At 38.8% G+C, this 17,072-nt stretch carries 15 protein-coding genes and 2 pseudogenes; 5 read left to right on the top strand and 12 right to left on the bottom strand.

Annotated features, from left to right (window positions below; all coding sequences use genetic code 11):
- Positions 1-173: 173 nt before the first annotated feature.
- The 11 genes and pseudogenes from IGI38_RS16050 to IGI38_RS16000 form a co-directional block, all read right to left on the bottom strand.
- Positions 174-2,789, bottom strand: a complete 2,616-nt coding sequence (locus tag IGI38_RS16050) for a sigma 54-interacting transcriptional regulator (RefSeq protein ID WP_438732422.1) — start codon at positions 2,787-2,789, stop codon at positions 174-176.
- 78 nt (positions 2,790-2,867) lie between these two features.
- Positions 2,868-4,093, bottom strand: a pseudogene (locus IGI38_RS16045) (L-sorbose 1-phosphate reductase).
- 74 nt (positions 4,094-4,167) lie between these two features.
- Entirely contained in the window at positions 4,168-5,034 is an 867-nt protein-coding gene (locus IGI38_RS16040; protein WP_438732421.1) for a ketose-bisphosphate aldolase, read from the bottom strand.
- A gap of 147 nt (positions 5,035-5,181) precedes the next feature.
- Entirely contained in the window at positions 5,182-7,593 is a 2,412-nt protein-coding gene (locus IGI38_RS16035; protein ID WP_438732419.1) for a pyruvate formate lyase family protein, read from the bottom strand.
- Between the two features lie 5 nt (positions 7,594-7,598).
- Positions 7,599-7,934 (bottom strand): hypothetical protein, encoded by a 336-nt coding sequence (locus IGI38_RS16030; RefSeq protein ID WP_438732417.1) that lies wholly within the window; start codon positions 7,932-7,934, stop codon positions 7,599-7,601.
- Between the two features lie 43 nt (positions 7,935-7,977).
- Positions 7,978-8,925 (bottom strand): IS30 family transposase, encoded by a 948-nt coding sequence (locus IGI38_RS16025; RefSeq protein ID WP_438725454.1) that lies wholly within the window; start codon positions 8,923-8,925, stop codon positions 7,978-7,980.
- Between the two features lie 78 nt (positions 8,926-9,003).
- Positions 9,004-9,546, bottom strand: coding sequence for a glycyl-radical enzyme activating protein (locus IGI38_RS16020; protein WP_438732415.1), 543 nt, complete (start codon positions 9,544-9,546; stop codon positions 9,004-9,006).
- A gap of 14 nt (positions 9,547-9,560) precedes the next feature.
- Positions 9,561-9,938 carry a PTS glucitol/sorbitol transporter subunit IIA gene (locus IGI38_RS16015; protein ID WP_438732413.1) on the bottom strand — a complete coding sequence of 126 codons (378 nt, stop codon included), beginning with the start codon at positions 9,936-9,938 and terminating at the stop codon, positions 9,561-9,563.
- Positions 9,939-9,950: 12 nt separating this feature from the next.
- A pseudogene (locus IGI38_RS16010) lies at positions 9,951-10,882 on the bottom strand (PTS glucitol/sorbitol transporter subunit IIB).
- An 81-nt stretch (positions 10,883-10,963) separates the two neighbouring features.
- Positions 10,964-11,509, bottom strand: coding sequence for a PTS glucitol/sorbitol transporter subunit IIC (gene srlA, locus IGI38_RS16005; RefSeq protein WP_438732411.1), 546 nt, complete (start codon positions 11,507-11,509; stop codon positions 10,964-10,966).
- A gap of 15 nt (positions 11,510-11,524) precedes the next feature.
- A complete protein-coding gene (locus tag IGI38_RS16000; RefSeq protein WP_438732409.1) occupies positions 11,525-11,917 on the bottom strand; it encodes a transcriptional regulator GutM in 393 nt (130 codons plus the stop codon).
- Positions 11,918-12,235: 318 nt separating this feature from the next.
- On the opposite strand from IGI38_RS16000, the gene IGI38_RS15995 reads away from it, so the two are divergent.
- From IGI38_RS15995 to IGI38_RS15975, 5 genes are all read left to right on the top strand, one after another.
- Positions 12,236-13,186: a sugar-binding transcriptional regulator gene (locus tag IGI38_RS15995; protein ID WP_438732407.1), complete on the top strand. Its 951-nt coding sequence runs from the start codon at positions 12,236-12,238 to the stop codon at positions 13,184-13,186.
- Positions 13,187-13,200: 14 nt separating this feature from the next.
- Complete coding sequence (locus IGI38_RS15990; RefSeq protein WP_438732405.1) at positions 13,201-13,974, top strand: DeoR/GlpR family DNA-binding transcription regulator; 774 nt, start codon at positions 13,201-13,203, stop codon at positions 13,972-13,974.
- 24 nt (positions 13,975-13,998) lie between these two features.
- Positions 13,999-14,943 carry a sugar-binding transcriptional regulator gene (locus IGI38_RS15985; RefSeq protein WP_438732403.1) on the top strand — a complete coding sequence of 315 codons (945 nt, stop codon included), beginning with the start codon at positions 13,999-14,001 and terminating at the stop codon, positions 14,941-14,943.
- A gap of 253 nt (positions 14,944-15,196) precedes the next feature.
- Positions 15,197-15,820, top strand: coding sequence for a TetR/AcrR family transcriptional regulator (locus IGI38_RS15980; protein WP_438732401.1), 624 nt, complete (start codon positions 15,197-15,199; stop codon positions 15,818-15,820).
- Positions 15,801-16,568 (top strand): CPBP family intramembrane glutamic endopeptidase, encoded by a 768-nt coding sequence (locus IGI38_RS15975; protein ID WP_438732399.1) that lies wholly within the window; start codon positions 15,801-15,803, stop codon positions 16,566-16,568. Before IGI38_RS15980 ends, IGI38_RS15975 begins: the two co-directional genes overlap by 20 nt.
- Positions 16,569-16,758: 190 nt before the next feature.
- Here IGI38_RS15975 and IGI38_RS15970 read toward each other — a convergent pair whose 3' ends face one another.
- Positions 16,759-17,070, bottom strand: coding sequence for a PTS lactose/cellobiose transporter subunit IIA (locus IGI38_RS15970; RefSeq protein ID WP_438732397.1), 312 nt, complete (start codon positions 17,068-17,070; stop codon positions 16,759-16,761).
- Positions 17,071-17,072 lie beyond the last annotated feature (2 nt).

Genomic DNA, 17,072 nt, shown 5'->3' with positions numbered 1-17,072 from the left:
TTCTTCTTCACTCCTTTCACTTTTCTATAAAGCAATTTGCATGCCAAAAATTTCTGTGTGTTAAAAACCTCATGAGGATAGTCTTTTCAAATCAAAAACCTCCACCGTCAGTGATTACTGACGGTGAAGTAAATGGTCCGTCAAAAAAGCGGAGTGTTTAGAACACTTCGCCTTTACGAATTAACCAAAGTATATAAAACATGAGTTTCATACTCACTGAGGTCAACATTGTATTTTTTTGTTATGGAATCAAATATTGTTTGATTGACTTGATTAAACTCTGTTTCCTCTGCAGAATAATCAAACTCGGCATCGTTTCCACTTGAATCCTCCAGAATCAACCGTTCGAGCATAATGGAGATATGCATACATAAATTCATTCGTTTAAATAGTTCGAAGTTGATATTATAATATTCTTCGTAAGCGGAGACCACTAGCTCTGCATCGGCAATCACAATCGCGGGATTCAGGAAAGTTAACCGATCTGAAATTCCTTCTATTGAAAAGAACCTTACCAGCGATTGTTTCAGTTCTTCAAATTTTTCTACAGAAATCGAATCACGCAACCCTTTTCTTAATGCTTCTTCACCGACAGGACTCCAAATTTTTTCCATCTCTAGAATTGGAATATCTGCATTTATCGCTACTTTTGAAGTAGTAATGATCAATCGTGTATCCTGCAGCAACTCAGCCTGCTGATCTTCTTGTATCAATCGTTCATGATCGATGGTGATAATCTCTATTTTCTCAGCATCCACATACTCACTGATAATATCTCTGAGTTTTTCTGAAATACCTAAACCAGAAATACACGAAACAATGATATTGTCTCCTTTAGATATCCCTTCATAATATTGCGCCTCACTTGTATACCCCACACTGCATTCTTTGATCAACTCATCAAAGGACGCGCCGTTAGATAATTTTGTACCGATGTCTAATGCAATCATTGTCGTCACATTATTAATAATCAGAAGCTCACCTTCCAGGCTGGTCTTTATCTTTTTGAAAAGCTCTCTCAACGATCCCATATCTACCAATAAGACTAGCCCTTCTCTAGTATCGATTTGTTCAATAAAATTTCTGACATTTGAGATAATCTCCGTTAAAGAAACATCGATGGGCATATCTACCGATTCAAAGATGAAATCTCTGCATAAGTAATTCGCTACTGAAGCAATACTGGAGGCCGTACTTGATCCATGCGTGACGATCAACCCCTGTAGTCTCGCCTTAGACTGCCAACGATTCTCGATGAAGAAGGTAAAAAACACCTCTACCAGAAGCGGATTAACGATTTTATAGTGATCCAGCTGTTCAATCAGCTTCCGGGCAAGATAATTTTCTCTGGAGAAATTATTTCGAATCGTCTGATACGCTGTCATCATCGCACTATTTTCAAAAGGCTTGATATGCTGAAAATATTTATATATCTGAAAGAGACCTGCTAATTCGTTTTGCGTATAAATGATTCCATAATTTTTCAAGGTATATTCCATTTGAGAAACAAAACTTGAGCGGATCGTTTCACTAAGTTCATCTGATCTCTCACTATTTTGAAGCTCGTTCTCAATTTGTTTAATGATCCGGTTGGTCTTATTTTTCAGTAGCGAAAAAATATTTTTATTGAATCCACTAGCATCAAAAAAGACAATATCATCCCATAAGGATTCAATCAGTTCTCTTGAATAAGGGTAGACTTGACTATCGATAAGGCTTTCTTGACTACATTCGATTTCGATTGAGTCAAAGATCGTTTTGCTATGTTTCTCAAATGTATACCGACTTGGAAAATGAGTTAGTTTAATCGCCAACCGTTCTTCTTGTTTCGCTTCACGCCAAGCGTTCGCACAGCTGATTTTTATTAGATTTTTTAGTCTGCCAATGTTTCCTTCAAAAGTGGAAAAACTTAAAAAATCGATCACTGAACTATCAATAAGGATATTCTTCTTTAATGCTGCCGCTTCATTTCTATAAAAACGGTAAATCAGTTGAATCCGTTCTTCAAATGGCCGTTCATGAAAATCCGGTAAATAAATACTCACTGGTATCCTTCTTTGGAAGGTATCTAATAGAACATCATCATTGTTTTCAGTAGTCGCAAAAATAAAGCGAATGTCTGCTCGTTTAATATCCCCTTTTTCACCCAAAGGACGATAAATTCCTTGATCCATCAGTAAAAAGAGTTTCTCTTGATTTTCATAGCTTAATCGATGAACCTCATCTAGGAAGAGGATGCCTTTGTCCGCCTCGTCAATCAGTCCTGTCCTATCTGTATCCGCGCCTGTAAATGTTCCCTTTTTATAACCAAAAAGAGTGGCCGAAAGTAACTCCGGATTATTGGCATAATCCGCACAGTTAAGTACCACGAATGGAGCATCTTTTTGAATCAGCGCCTCTTTTAAAGAATAAGCGTGAATCAGAGAAGCCAAATAGCTTTTCCCGACACCACTCTTGCCGTTGATAATGATTGGCAAGCCTCGAGGGGGGTATTCAATCGCTGCTTTACACTGCTCTATTTCCGGTTCTAAACTGGTTTGATACCCGACAAAATCTGCGAAAACATCGGCTTTTTCATCAGCAACATTTTCAATGGTTTGCCATTTAGCTGGTTTGGTTTCTGAACGTTGGACCTGTTCAGATTCTAGTAAGATAGTTAAGTAATGACTAGCAGAATTGCGTTTCATCCCTAAGAATTCAGCAAGCTGATTCGCAGTCACGCCCTCTCTATGCTCTTGTTCTAATAAGCGTAGGCTTTCATACACACGTTCTTCTGCAGTATATTTCATGGCTTCTCCTTATCTTTTTTCTATATTCAGAGTATCAAAAGCACAGGAAAAAAAACAGAGCGAACCTGCGATTTATTGTCAAACCTGCTTTCTACAGTGCTTTAAGACATATTGTTCCGCCTCATTACACCAGAGTCCGTCATTTTTCTTCAAGATCTTTGCTAAGGGAGTGTCTTCAGCCATTAACTCTTCTAATGAAGCAAAAGGCAGTTCACAATGTGGATACACAAGCTTTTTCCCTCCGCCGATCGACACCTGATCCAAAGTAACTCTCCCGGCATCCTTCAGCCCCAAAACATGAGTGACCACTTTTGAAACATCTACTTTTTTTGTTCAATCAATTTGATCGAATCAATTGCATCGCCTAACGTTCCGCCAGATGTCCCAGCGTAGTGCGTATTTCGATAATGTACATTGTAAAAATTCACATTCGAGGAGAATTCTTTATTTGATGGACCGGCAAATAAATTCAGGCAGCCGTCGTCATTCAATACTTGGTCGCCAATATGAACTAACGCCTCCACGGGTGCGAAAATGAAAATGTCATCGTACTTAGCTCCAATAATTTCTTCCAGATACTCTGCTTGATCCGACAGTTCCTTCGTATTTATATAGGTGACCTTCGTTTGATTATTTCCTGGGTAGAGCTTTTTCGCACGTTCGAGTTTTGCATCATCAATATCTGTAACAACAACGTTTTTAGGCGTATTGCCCCGATTAATAGAACAGTCGATACCAAACAAGCCCATTGGACCTGTGCCCCCCATAATCAAAACATTTCCACCTTTTTTGATACCATAGTCATGATGATGGGTATGCTTCTTTTGATGGTAATTTGCATTAATGGCTCCGATCACACAGGATAAAGGTTCTGTTAAAGCTCCTTCAAAATAGGAATCTCCTAAAAAAGGGATCAGACAGTCCTCCTCCATAATAATTGAAGGTAAAATAATATAGGTCGCATCACCACCGCAATTTTCCATTGAATAACCGGGATATTTAATCCCTTTAGGAATGTTAGGCTGGATTACATATTTTTTGGATACATCATATTTTTCACGCCATTTTCCCCCGACATTTACAAGATTTCCGCAGATTTCATGTCCAACGATCACAGGATTACTCTGGATATTACCTGGTACCTTTTTATGTTCTTCACCTTGAATCGCGATTTTGTACGTGGACATGCAGATACTATCAACAATGACTTCGAAAAGGATCTCATCCTCTTTGATTTTTGGTAATTCAAATGTTTCTAAACGCAAGTCTTTTTTTCCATAAATCCGTATTGCTTCAGTCAGCATATTTTTTCTCCTTATTCATAGTTAAGAATTAATTTTTCCCTGTAAAAAGAGGAACCGAAATCTTTAAATAATTATTACTTATACAATTCTGCCTTTCCGCTCGAACCGAATAATTTGATTTTTTGTTCAACAATCATCTGAGCAGCATTCGTTGCGTTAGGCAGTACTTGAAAGGATTCGTATTGGTCTGGATGCTCCACTAACTGCTTACGCAAAGTGTCATAAAATGCCTTTTTCATATCAGAGGCTAAGTTTATTTTCGCGATACCATTTTGACTAGCTCCGCTGATTTCGGCATCCTTATTATCTGACCCGCCATGCAGGACCATCGGAACAGATACTCTTTCTTTAATTTGTTTCAATAAATCTACTCGAATCTTATGATCCTTCGTCTCTGGATAAATTCCATGAGAAGTCCCAATCGCTACCGCCAGTAAATCAATTCCAGTTCTTTCCACAAATTCTTTTGCCTGTTCAGGATTTGTATACAAGATTTCATCCGCTCCCCCTTCGCCGCTGCCTTCATTACTTCCGATCGTTCCTAGTTCTGCTTCGACGGCCACTCCGACACTATGAGCGATTTCAACAACCTTTGCGGTCAAAGCAATATTTTCTTCAAAATTTAAATGAGAAGCATCAATCATGACAGAGTTATAGCCATTTTTTATTGCTCGTAAAACATCAGCTATTGAGCCTCCGTGGTCTAAATGAAGTGCCATTGGAATACTGGTCTTGTTGATTGCTTCGCTTAGGTAAGCAACAAAGGCATCCCCCATCAACGCGATTTCCAACGGATGAATCTGAATAATGGCTGGTGCATTTTGTGCTTCTGCTCCTTGAATCACCGCTTTCGCAAATTCACTATTCGCTACGTTAAATGCCCCGATCGCAAATTTATTTTCATAAGCAGTTTCTAGCAATTTCTTCATATCCATTAACATCTAATCAAATCCCTTCTTTTGTCTGATCTCAGTATAGCTTTATAATTAAAGAAACAGTCGTCTGACACTAAAGTTGAAATTTTTTCAATTTTGATGTCATTTTTTCTAGAGGACGGGATGAAAAAAACTGAGACAACAGCCTCAGTTTCAACATTCGTGTAGGGTACGAGTAATGATTTCATTCTGCAGAGCGCGATCTAAATTGACAAAGTATTCACAATACCCGCCTACTCGCACAATGAGATCTGTATGCTTTTCAGGATACTTTTGCGCATCTTTCAAATCTTCTACTGACGATGTATACACCTGTACTTGCGGTCCACCCTCGGACATGTACGTCATCAATAAGTATTTTAAGGCTTCCGTGCCTTGATCCTCTTTTAAAAATTGCGGGTTTATTTTCAGATTCAATGCGTAACCGCCAGTAATGTGTTGATTGTCCAATAACAATGTAGAATTCAGCAGCGATGTCGGACCTTCAATGTCTTTTCCTTGGCTCGGACCCATACTATCGCTGAAAGGTTCTCCTTTTAGACGACCATCTGGTGTAGCTCCCGTGATCTCCCCGTGGTAAATATGGAAGAAATAGCCGAATAGCGTCGTAACAAACTTATCCTCATGGAGTCCCTTATTTAGAGAAAAGATTTCTTTATTAAATTCACTTAAGACCTGATCCGCTAACTGGTCAACTGCGGCCATGTTATTCCCAAATTTAGCGTAATCCTTTTGGAAGATTTCACGCAACTCTTCATATCCTTCAAAGTTTTTTTGCAATATTTCACTCATTTTATCTAGTGTAACCAATCGGTCCTCAAACACAGCGGACTTAACCACCTGTAAAGAATCAGCCAATGTCCCCAAGCCATAGGCATAAATGGACCAATGTGTTGGGTATTCGACACCGCCTTGAAACATATCTTTGCCTTGTTCAATACATGAATCTATCAGCAACGAAGCATATGGATCAAAGCATTTTCCATCTTGACTCGTTTTTTTAGCTAGCGCCTCTTGAACATCTCGTTGAATAGCTTGCTTCATTTCATCAAAATACAACTGCATAAATTCATCAAAGGTACTAATGCTTAACTGATGCCGACCAATTTTATTGAAAGTATTCTCCAATACCATTGGAAACGCGATCGCCTCCGTGACACCCCAATTCGGCAATTTGTTAGGGATCATGATCTCGACACATCCCATGTTGTAGTAATCATTTGCATCTTCCACGGGATAACCTAGACTAAGCATATTTTCAATCCAAATATGATCATTTAACAGCATCGGATTTCCCGTGCCGTTTCGATACGAAGCAACTGCATAATCATAAATATCCGCAGGATTCTTCTGATTGATTCGCAAACCCACATTCGGATAGGGTAATTTCAGCTCAGTTAATGTTTTCATGCAAAAACGTGACAAATCATTGAAGGCATTCTCCCCAGATCGAGTAATCCCACCAAGCGTCAAACTTTGAACTGTCCGCATTTTTGGTTCATTGATCTTAACCCATAAATTAGACAAAATTTCTTCCATAAACTCAGTAGAGCAGTCTTCGTCTGTAATTCCCTGCTGATAAAATGGTAGCAAATACTGATCAATTCTGGCGAAGGACATTGCCGACGCACCACAAAATTGCGCGATTAAGTGTAGAGACCATAATAACTGAATACTCTCGTAAAAAGTTTCTGGTTTTTCAGTTGATAATTTCTTACAGACTACAGCTAAATTCGTTAATTCCACTTTTCGAACATCTGTTAATGCTTCACTTTCAACTCTGCGGTTAAGATACGCCTCACATCTCAACATGAATTGTTTCATGGCTCCTGTGACGATCAAAGCCGCGTCATAGTACTCCTTTTTTTCATCATCATTAGAATTATGCCGTCTCAGACTTTGGAGATTCTCGGTAAACGCACTCAATCCAACAGACAATACTGCGTTATAATCCAGTGATAGATGATTTGCCACAAACCACGGTAAAGAAGTAACTAATTCTTTATCCTCTTTATAATCAAATTTAAATGCGCGTTCCAACTCTCTGCCTATTTCATATTTGTCGATCGGTCCGTTTGGTCGTACATATTTTTCTTCCATCACAGAAATTAAGCGTTGAAGCTCCTCATACGTAATATTCGAGTCATGATGAACCCGAGACATCAGTGCCCAACGACTTTTTTTGTTCGTAAAATCATCTTCAAATGTTCGAACATCATCCTCCGAATATTGTTTTCCAGCATTGATCGTATCATCCATTCGTTTCTTTTCCAGATACTCGCTCACAATCTCATCTGCTTGATTGATTCGTTCATCAAAAATTGCATGCTCGTCAAATACCGGACATAGTCCCGTCATTGATCCTACTAATAACTCTGGGTCTTCAATCGTGATCGGTACCTTCAACAAAATATTCTCGATTGCTTTTGCACGAATAATCTGCACTGGTTCACCTTGATGCTGTCGTATTGCTTCGGCAATAAACCGATAATAAAAGGTTTTTCGAACACCCGCCTGATTCAACTGTTGCAAATTTTCTTTCATTTGTTCAATTCGTTTATTCATAATCATTAGCGGAGGAAAATTGTTTTCCAATCCACCAGTTTTCCACCCTCTTTCTTTATTTGTGCCTTCCACTGTTCGACTGTTTCTTTTGAAGGTGTTTCAAACTCTTCAATAAAAGAATAGTCGATTTTCTTGGCCTTCGAGATCCCATAATTGTGATAGGGCATAATTTCGCAACCGAGAACGGAGTTATTTTGCTTCGTTAATTCTGCGATCTTCGCAAAGTGATCCGGACGATCATTTAATGTCGGAATGATCGGACAACGAAGAATAATTGGTTTATTTAACTTATTCAGTAGTTTTAGTGCTGTAAAAATTTTCCCACTTCCTGCACCGATCAATTTTTTGCTTTTTCCGCTATCTGTTTCTTTAATAGCTGAATTGTCAAATTAATTGCAACATTTCTTCTTGAAAGACTTCCCAACAATTTTTCCAGTTCAATGTTTTTTTAGGACGCATATTTATCTTGCGTAATGCTTCCTGTTTCTCCGTAGGGGGTACCTTTGAAAAATCAGTTCCCTTAGGGAAGAATTCTCTAAATAAACCATTCCCATTTTCGTTAGATCCGCGTTGCCATGGGGAGTATGGATCACAAAAATACATAGGTACGTCTAAATCTTTCTCAATTTCTTTCCAGCAAGAAAACTCTTTCCCACGGTCGACCGTAAAGCTTAAAAATGCCTTGTGACTCCCTAGGTCTTGCACAAAAGCTTTAATCGCTTGTGCCATTGACTTCGCGGTACGATCCCTCATTGAGATCGCCCAATAAAAGCGTGTTTTCCGTTCAATAAACGTTGCTTCGCAGGCTTTGCTTTCCCCTCTGCTAGAAACAACTGTGTCCAACTCCCAATGTCCAAATTCTTCTCGAGTTGACACAGAAGCTGGGCGTTCATCAATGGTATGCCCTACAGTCATTTTGCCTCGTGCCTCTTCTTGTTTTTCTTGTCTTCTGCCTTTATGTCTCAGACACTGTTTAGACACATTAAGAATACCGGCATAGAGCCAATTGTAAATGGTTTTGAATGAAACTATTTGACGATCATTCGCAATTTGTTCAGGGGACCAGCTGTCTTCAAGATCACATTCAATCTGATAAGCGAATTCAGAAGTCCATTTGGACTTCGCACCACAGGCACTGCGCTTCATTTCCGCATCTAATTGCGCATTGTCGGCATTATAGATCAAATCTTCGGGTACTCGTTTCAACTCACGATCAATCGTTGTTCGGCTAACACCAATTCTGTCCGCTATTTCTTGAATACTCTTGGCATCATAAATCATCGTCTCTATACATTTTCGATTATCTCGTGTAAGCTTTTTGTGTGAACCCATCAAAATCACTCCTAGTAGTTTGTTATCCTAAACTCATTTTACTAGAAATTTTTGATGGGTTCTTTGTTGCGATTAATATTACAATTCAGCAATATCAAATAGAAAAAGATCGACATAGGGTGAGATAGTTAAAAAAGCTGACTCAGAAGCATATCCGCTTGTTTCAACGCAAGTGTTGATCCCTAATTCTTTCGTCTTGCACAAAAGCTCTAACAAGAACTCTGATTGAAACATCGGTTCTCCCCCTGAAACCGTCAATCCACCACCACTTTTTTTATAGTAAGCTTGGTCTTTTACCACTTCTTTCAGAATCTCCTCTACAGTGACATAATTTCCAACCAGTTCAAAACCAGCGTGGCGAAAATCCTGAACCACCGGGTGCTCTATCAATGATTGACAACCATGATTAATCTGTTTCAATTTATTGATCAACGCGGCGTTCATGTCACTGTTTTCAGTTTTCTTTCGTACTTGAATTTCTTTTGAGATTCCTTCTGGATTATGGCACCATAGGCATTTTAACGGGCATCCTTTTAAAAAGACAACGGTACGTATTCCTGGCCCGTCATGTATGGAGAACTTTTGTATGCCAAAAACAACTCCCGTTTGTCCTTTACTCATCTCATGCTTCCCCTTTATTCTCTTTGAAATATCCTAACCTGCGTCTCAATATCAATCGTTGGCAGTTCTTCTGTTCGGACTAAAATAGTTCCTGGTAATATCTCTTCTTCAGAATCATCCCTTACAAATTGAATCGTGCAATGTCCCAATTCTGAAAGGTTTTTATAAACTAACCGACCCACCTCGTCGATTTCAAATGTACTCTCTCCAATCGCTAAAAAATCGCCCTTTTTCGGTTCCATCTTTAGTTTGTTAGAGGAATGAATAAATGAAACATCTTCGACTAGTTCTGGAACTTCTTTTCCAAATAGAACGATCATATTTTCTTCCAGCATTTCTTTAGCACACGAACCTAATCGAATAATCTCCGTATCAAAAATTGCTTCAGTCACCTTTTAACCTCCTTAAAATAAACTGAATGATAATGCAAAACCGATCAATACACCCACCGGCGCCGTAATGAAGCGACCTAGAAGAATCGCCGGTACAGCACATTCCGTAGTTTCAGGTCTTGCTTCGCCTAAACTCATACCAACGGGAATGAAATCCGCGCCTACTTGAACATCGATCGCAAACAATGCCGGCAAAGCAAACTGCGGCGGAATATTTCCACGGCCGATTTCAGTTCCGATCAACACGCCTAATACCTGAGCAATTACTGCACCTGGTCCTAATAGTGGTGACAAAATAGGAAAGCCGCAAATAAAGGACAGAATAATCAAACCAACAATGTTGTTCGCCAACGGAGATAATGCATTGGCGATGATATCACCGATACCGGTTGATGTAATGATCCCAACTAACGCTGAAACAAAGAACATAAATGGCAGGACGTTATGAATAATAACGTCCATCGTTTCACGACCCGCAGCATAAAAGGTTGACGTAACTTTCCCAGCTCCGCGACCAAATACTTCAATTAAATTTCCAAAAAAATTCTTTTTCTCTTGTTCCATTCTCCTGCCTCCTATTCATTCGCCAAAGAAACGTTTTTCTCAGCAACACCCGATACAAAGATTCCTTCTTTAATAAAACGTGCTAACGGACCAGAAGGGCCGCCGCCGTTAACATTGATTGTCAAAATACCTTTTTTAGGCAATACCCCCATCCGCGATACACCGCCGCAATCGATAATCGCACACGCCGTTTCCTTGTCGCTTACTGGATGTTTGAAGCCATCAACAACTGGTGCTCCAGTTAGTTCTGCGATTTTCTGTGCAACTGGATGAATGGAACCTGCTGTGATACAAACAATTTTTTGATTCTCTTGAGGAGTAATAGTTAAGGGTGTTCCCCAGCCGCCATTTCCTTTTTCAACAATAACTGATTTATACATATTTTTTCTCTCCTTCGTACAATGGTATCAAGATTACCTATTTTCATGAACATAACTACTAAATGTGACCGATCATTCTTTTTATTCTGCTGGTAAAATTTCTGACGAGTTTCGGTAAGACACATCTGCCTTATTAGCGTAATACATCCATAATCTTTCTGTTAGAATGCCTCGTACAATTGCTAAAATCAATCCAACTAATAAATAGTAAAGAGCCAAACGTGAAGTTGAAAGACCTAATTTTTGAATTCCGCTGATTACACCTAGATAGACGAACAACTCACCTGAGCTGGCATGCGGAAAAAGTCCAGTAATTGGATGTCCGATCGCACACAATGCATCAACATAAGATGCCTTATATTTTTCAGGTAAAAACTGCCCCACTGTGTAGCACATCGGATTAGTAAAAATGAATAATCCTAAAAATGGCAACAGCGTGTATCTCAGCAAGCGAAATCTTGCTACTTTTGCCGCTAACTTCTCCACTCTTTCTTCACCAATTAATTTGATGATTGCTGTGATGAATGTCATCAAACAGGCCAACGTAGGAACAATCCCCGTAATCAACCCAACTAAATTTTCTCCCCCTGCATTAAATGCATTCGTGAACGCTTCTACAAATTTCATGATTTCCCTCCTTGTTTATACTGCCAATAATTTGTCAATCGCATCCGCAACAGCATGGTCTTTATAGGTCATTTGCCGTTTTTCCAATTGCTTCCAATAATTAATGTTCTGGCCAACGATTTCTGTTTCTTGCTTCATACGTGCAAACACAGTCAAACCAGATAAGATCCTTGCCTGAACGATAGTCTGTGAAGCATCCACTGCTAAAATCACGACATACCCTCTTCTGAAAAAGCGGGCCCGCTTTTTCCCAACTGTTACGTAACAATGATTGCTGTGCATTCGATTCATTTTCATTACTTCCTGTTGCAGAGCCTTGTTTTGCAAATACGATAAATAGCATTGAATAAAGAAAGCAATGATAAAAAGTGCATACAAGATAAAAATGGTCTCTCTGCTGTATGACATTGATACACCTCCTATTGATTTATGAGTTTATTATAATAAGCGCTTTCAGCTTCAAGTATTTTTTGAATTGATTTTTTTAGCTCTTTTCTGAAAAATACTGTATTATCAGCACCTAAACCTTTGTTCAAAATATCTTTTAATAAATATATGCACACTTGTGCATATATCATAATATATATAAATATATATTTTTCTCTCATTATGCTATATAATGAAAACGAACACATGAGGTTGCCAGTTTTCAATTGTGCTTTAGCACACTAGAAAGATGGTATACGGTTTGAAAATAAATATATTGAAATAAAAGAGGAGGAACTCATGCAAACACAAAGAAAACGATTATTATCCAAAGTTGGTTATCTATACTATGTAGAAAACAAAAGTCAAAATGAAATCGCAAACGAGCTAGAAATGAATCGAACTACCGTTAGTCGAATGATTAAACAGGTACAAAATGAAGGAATGGTTGAAATAAAACTGAAGGACATCCCAGAGGAACTCTTCAAACTGGAAGCATTACTTCAAGAAAAATTTGAAATGAAGCATTTAGTTATCGTAGGGAATCAGAAGGATAACTCAGAACAGCAAAAAAATGAACAGTTATTAACTGAAGCGGCTTACTATCTAAGTCGAATCATTAAGTCAGAAAATACCGTTGGAATCACCTCCGGAAAAACATTGGCTGATCTAACTGAGTTGGTAAAATCTAACAAAATCACGCAGGCAACCTTTGTTCCGCTAATCGGCAGCCCTGAAAAAACGTCCTTTGATACTCACGTAAATACGATTATTAACAATCTTTCAAAAGCTTTTAAAGGAACACCAGTCTTTATGAACGCCAGCTTGGTCCAAGAATCTGAACTTTTGAAAGAGCAGATCCAGTGCTCTAAAAACTTTGATGATCTCAATCATTACTGGAAAAATTTAGATATTGCTTTAGTCGGCATCGGAAATCCTTTTGTTGAAAATGCGAGTCAATGGCGAGAAATTCTTTCTAAAATAGAAATCGATGAGTTAAAGGAAAAACAAATAGTTGGGGATTGCTGCGGAAACTTTTATGATATCGCCGGGAACATCATCAAAAATGACCTGTACTATCGCACCATTGGTATCGGAATGGAAGGAATGTTCAACGTTCCTAATTCTATTGGGGTCGCCCGTTCAATCGAAAAAGTTCCCTCAATCATTGGTGCGTTAAGAAGTGGTGCAATCAATACTTTGATTACTGATGAAGAAACAGCACAGGAAATTCTTAAGACCTGCGAGTGAACGGAGTTGTAAAAATGGACACAAATAGAGAAAAACAACTATTAACTCTGCTTTCAGAGAAAAAATATGTTTCTATAGAAAAGCTGAGCGAATTTTTATTTGTCAGTGAATCAACCGTTCGCAGAGATATTCATTCACTTGTCGAAAAAGGTTTGGTACAGAAACATAAAGGTGGTGTTTCCTTGTTGACAGTTACAGAAATAGAGGCAACCTCGGAGTTCAAGCGTTCACAGCATTATGAAGAGAAGCGAAAAATCGCCCAATCTGCAATTGATTTTGTCGGAAATCGTCAATTAATTTTTCTGGATGCCAGTTCTACTTCCTATTATCTCGCTCTGGAAATTGCTAAATTGGATCGCTTGGTCGGTACCCGAATTGTCACAACTAATTTATCAAGTGCTATTTCTTTATCGGAAAACGAAAATATAGAGGTTTATTTGCCTCCAGGAAAAATGTTCAGTAAACGAGAGAGTCTCCATGGATCACAAACTTGCGAGTACTTATCCACTTATTATTTTGATGTTGTTTTCTCTTCTTGCAGAGGAATCGATACTGGATTCGGCTTTTCGGAATTCACACCAGAAGAGGCTTTGGTAAAACGTGTTGTGGGCAACCAGACGACGCAGATCGTCGCTCTTGCAGATCATTCAAAATTTGGGACGACCTTCCCTTTTCAAAGCTTTATCCCAGAGCAAATAGATTTTCTCTTAACCGATGCCCCTGTCGCAAAAGAATTTGAACACTTCTTCTTAGAGAAAGAAATAGAAGTCATTTCATTATCTCAATGAGGACAGAGAGGATGGGAAATAAGGATGTGCAGAAAAAAGACCTTAGCTAAAATTGCCTATCAATACTACATTGACGGTCGAAGCCAAAATGAGATTGCTAGAGAAATAAATGTCAACCGAGCAACGATTTCTCGCATGTTAAAAGAAGCGCGAGATTCCAATGTCGTCACTATCGAAATTGATTATTACGATGAAAAATTACTAGAGTTAGAATCTTTTTTAAAAAATCACTTTGAGCTTAAAAATGTCATCATTGCTTCTACATCACGTTCACCCTATGATGATGAAAGTCTCTATGAAGAAGCAGCAGAATATATTCAAAGAATCATCAAAAACGGGGATAATGTAGGTATTAGTTGGGGAAAAACAATTTCGAAAGTTGTCACAAAGACAGGATACAAGCAAGCGAAACACGTAACCTTCATTCCTTTAGCTGGCGGATCAAGTCCAACAAATATCAAGTACCATGTGAACTCAATGGTTCATGAAATGGCTGGAAAATTTTCAGGTCGCTGCCTTTACGTCAATACTCGTGTAATCCAAGAAAAAAAAGGGTATAAAAAGAAGCTGAACACTGATGAGCTACTCAATGAACTGCTTCCTTTCTGGAATGATTTAGATGTCGCGATCGTGGGAATCGGCGGAACGTTAAAGCAAAAAAGTAAATGGCGTGATGTCCTTTCGCCAGAGGATCTTACAGAATTGAAATTAAGGGAAGCGGTCGGCGATTGCTGCTGCCAGTTTTTTGACAGTGATGGAAAGATTCTTAAAGGTGAACTGTATAATCGGACAATCGGTTTTCCTCTTGAAAAGCTGAGCAAAACAAAATTTTCTATTGGAGTTGCCGCTAACAAAAATAAAGCAAAAGCGATTTATGCGATGCTAAAGCGTCGCTACATCAATGTATTGATTACCGATTATGAAACAGGGTTATTACTCAAACAAATGATTGAAAAAAATTTGAAATAAGACCCTTTTCTCAAGAATGATGCGTTTTACAAAACCGTTATTGTATTATGGATTAACAAGCGTTGAAAGTACTTTTTTATCAGTACTTCCAACGCTTGTTTAGTTTCCTCTTCTTTCCCCTTGACCTAGCAGTCTTTATTTAGAACTTTACAGTCAGAATAGGCCTAGTATACTTTAAAGTGACCAAAAGATATCGAACAAGTCAAAATAAACACACCAATAACAATAACTTGATCAAAAAAAGGAGAAAAGCATGCCAAAAATAGTGACGGAAGAAGAAAAGAACCAACTTAGAGAAGCGATGTATCGCGAGACGATCCGACTGATAAAGATCAAAGGAATGAAAAAGATCACGGTAGAAGACATCATTCACGCTGTCGGAATCGCAAAAGGAACATTTTATAACCACTACCCTTCTAAAGAAGAGCTGCTCTTTCACGTCATTCAAAAGAGCGAGGAAGAACTATTCCGTACATTTCTCGCTATTGATTTCCAGACGGGCGATTTTCATCTGGCAGTTCAACGATCGTTAAAAGAAATCTATTTAGCGGAGGATAGTATCGTTCTCTACCTTCAACCAGAGGATCGAACTTCATTGATGGATAAATTACCAAAAAAGATGAAGACCTCGCTAGAAGAAAAACAAACAAATAATTTTCAGCGTATCGCAAAAGTTCTAGGAATTGAGCAAGACGATGTTCATGCATTTGGTATCGTTTCTTACCTGATGGATTGCCTTCACTTCACCGCGACCAATGTTGATTATGGTTCGAAGGCCCGGCAAGCATCATTAGAGCTCTTGATAGATACCCTCGCAGATTTTTTAGCTAAAAAGAAAGAACAAAAGGGAGTCTACTATGAAAAACCAAACAATTAAGCACTATTTACTTTCGACGATCATCATCTCTTGGAGCTTTTGGCTTTTAGCAGCAGCGTTGACCCATTTTGGCAATCTTCCTTTTTCGAATCCATTGATCATGATTCTATTTATTTTGGGCGGTATCTCACCTGCCTTCAACGAACTCTACCTTAAAAAGAAAACAAGTTCTCCCGAAGACTATCGCGCCTTCAAAAAAAATATCGTGACTATTAAGCAACCGATCAGCGCTTATCTATTGGTTTTTGGAATGGCGTGGCTTTATTGTTTCTTGCCGACCTTACTCGGTGGAAGCGTGCAAAAAGTACCGATCTCTATCGCTCTGCTGGAGCTGCCGATCATGATCATCGGCGGAGGTATCGAAGAAATCGGTTGGCGTGGCTTTTTACAGCCGATGCTGCAAAAGAAATATTCCATCCTGACTTCAGCAGTGATTGTCAGTATGATTTGGACCTTCTGGCATATTCCTTTGTGGTGGATCAATGGGTCGAATCAAAGTTCTATGAGCTTGGTATGGTTTACCTTGACCTGTTTCAGCCTATCCCTTTTGCTGTCTTTTATCTGGAACAAATATGAGAGTATTTATTTATGCGTGCTTTTTCACGCGGCCATCAATTCCTTTTGGGATGTCTATGTTTCAAACAATAAAATCCTTCCAGCTCTTCTTTTATTGAGCTTTTGCGGAATTTTCTTCATTTTTACTGATAAACAAACAAGCAAAAATCCAAAACAAATTGATGCCGTTTAGTAAAAACCCTCAGGAATAAAAAATTCCTGAGGGTTCTCTAATTGATCCTATTCTTTTACTAACCGTTCCACAAATTCCACACCTAAAGTCATTGCTGAGAAGGATCAATCAGCCTAAATAGTTTTTTGAAAGAAGTATTTTGTTTCAAAATCGCAGTGCGGCAACAGATAAATTGCTGCTCAAGTGACTTTTAGGCTATTTTCTTATAGATCGCAATCAGCTCTTCCGCCAAATCGGTAAAAGCGATCGATGTCATTAAATGATCTTGACTGTGAACCATCAATAATGAGATCTCGGTTGTTTCGCCAGAGGCTTCTGCCGTCAGCAAGCCGGTCTGTGCGTGATGTGCTTCTACCAAAGATTCCTTGGCTAAACCAATATTCTTGTCCGCTTCTTGAAACTGCTGCTCTTTTGCAGCTTGAATAGCTTCCATCGCATGACTTTTGGCATTACCACCGTGTACGATCAATCCCATGATGACTGCTAGATTCTGATTCTCCATTT

This window comes from Enterococcus sp. AZ128 (assembly GCF_051714485.1).
In the GTDB taxonomy this organism is placed as follows: Bacteria; Bacillota; Bacilli; order Lactobacillales; family Enterococcaceae; genus Enterococcus_A.
This window is presented reverse-complemented; position numbering and strand designations above follow the sequence as displayed.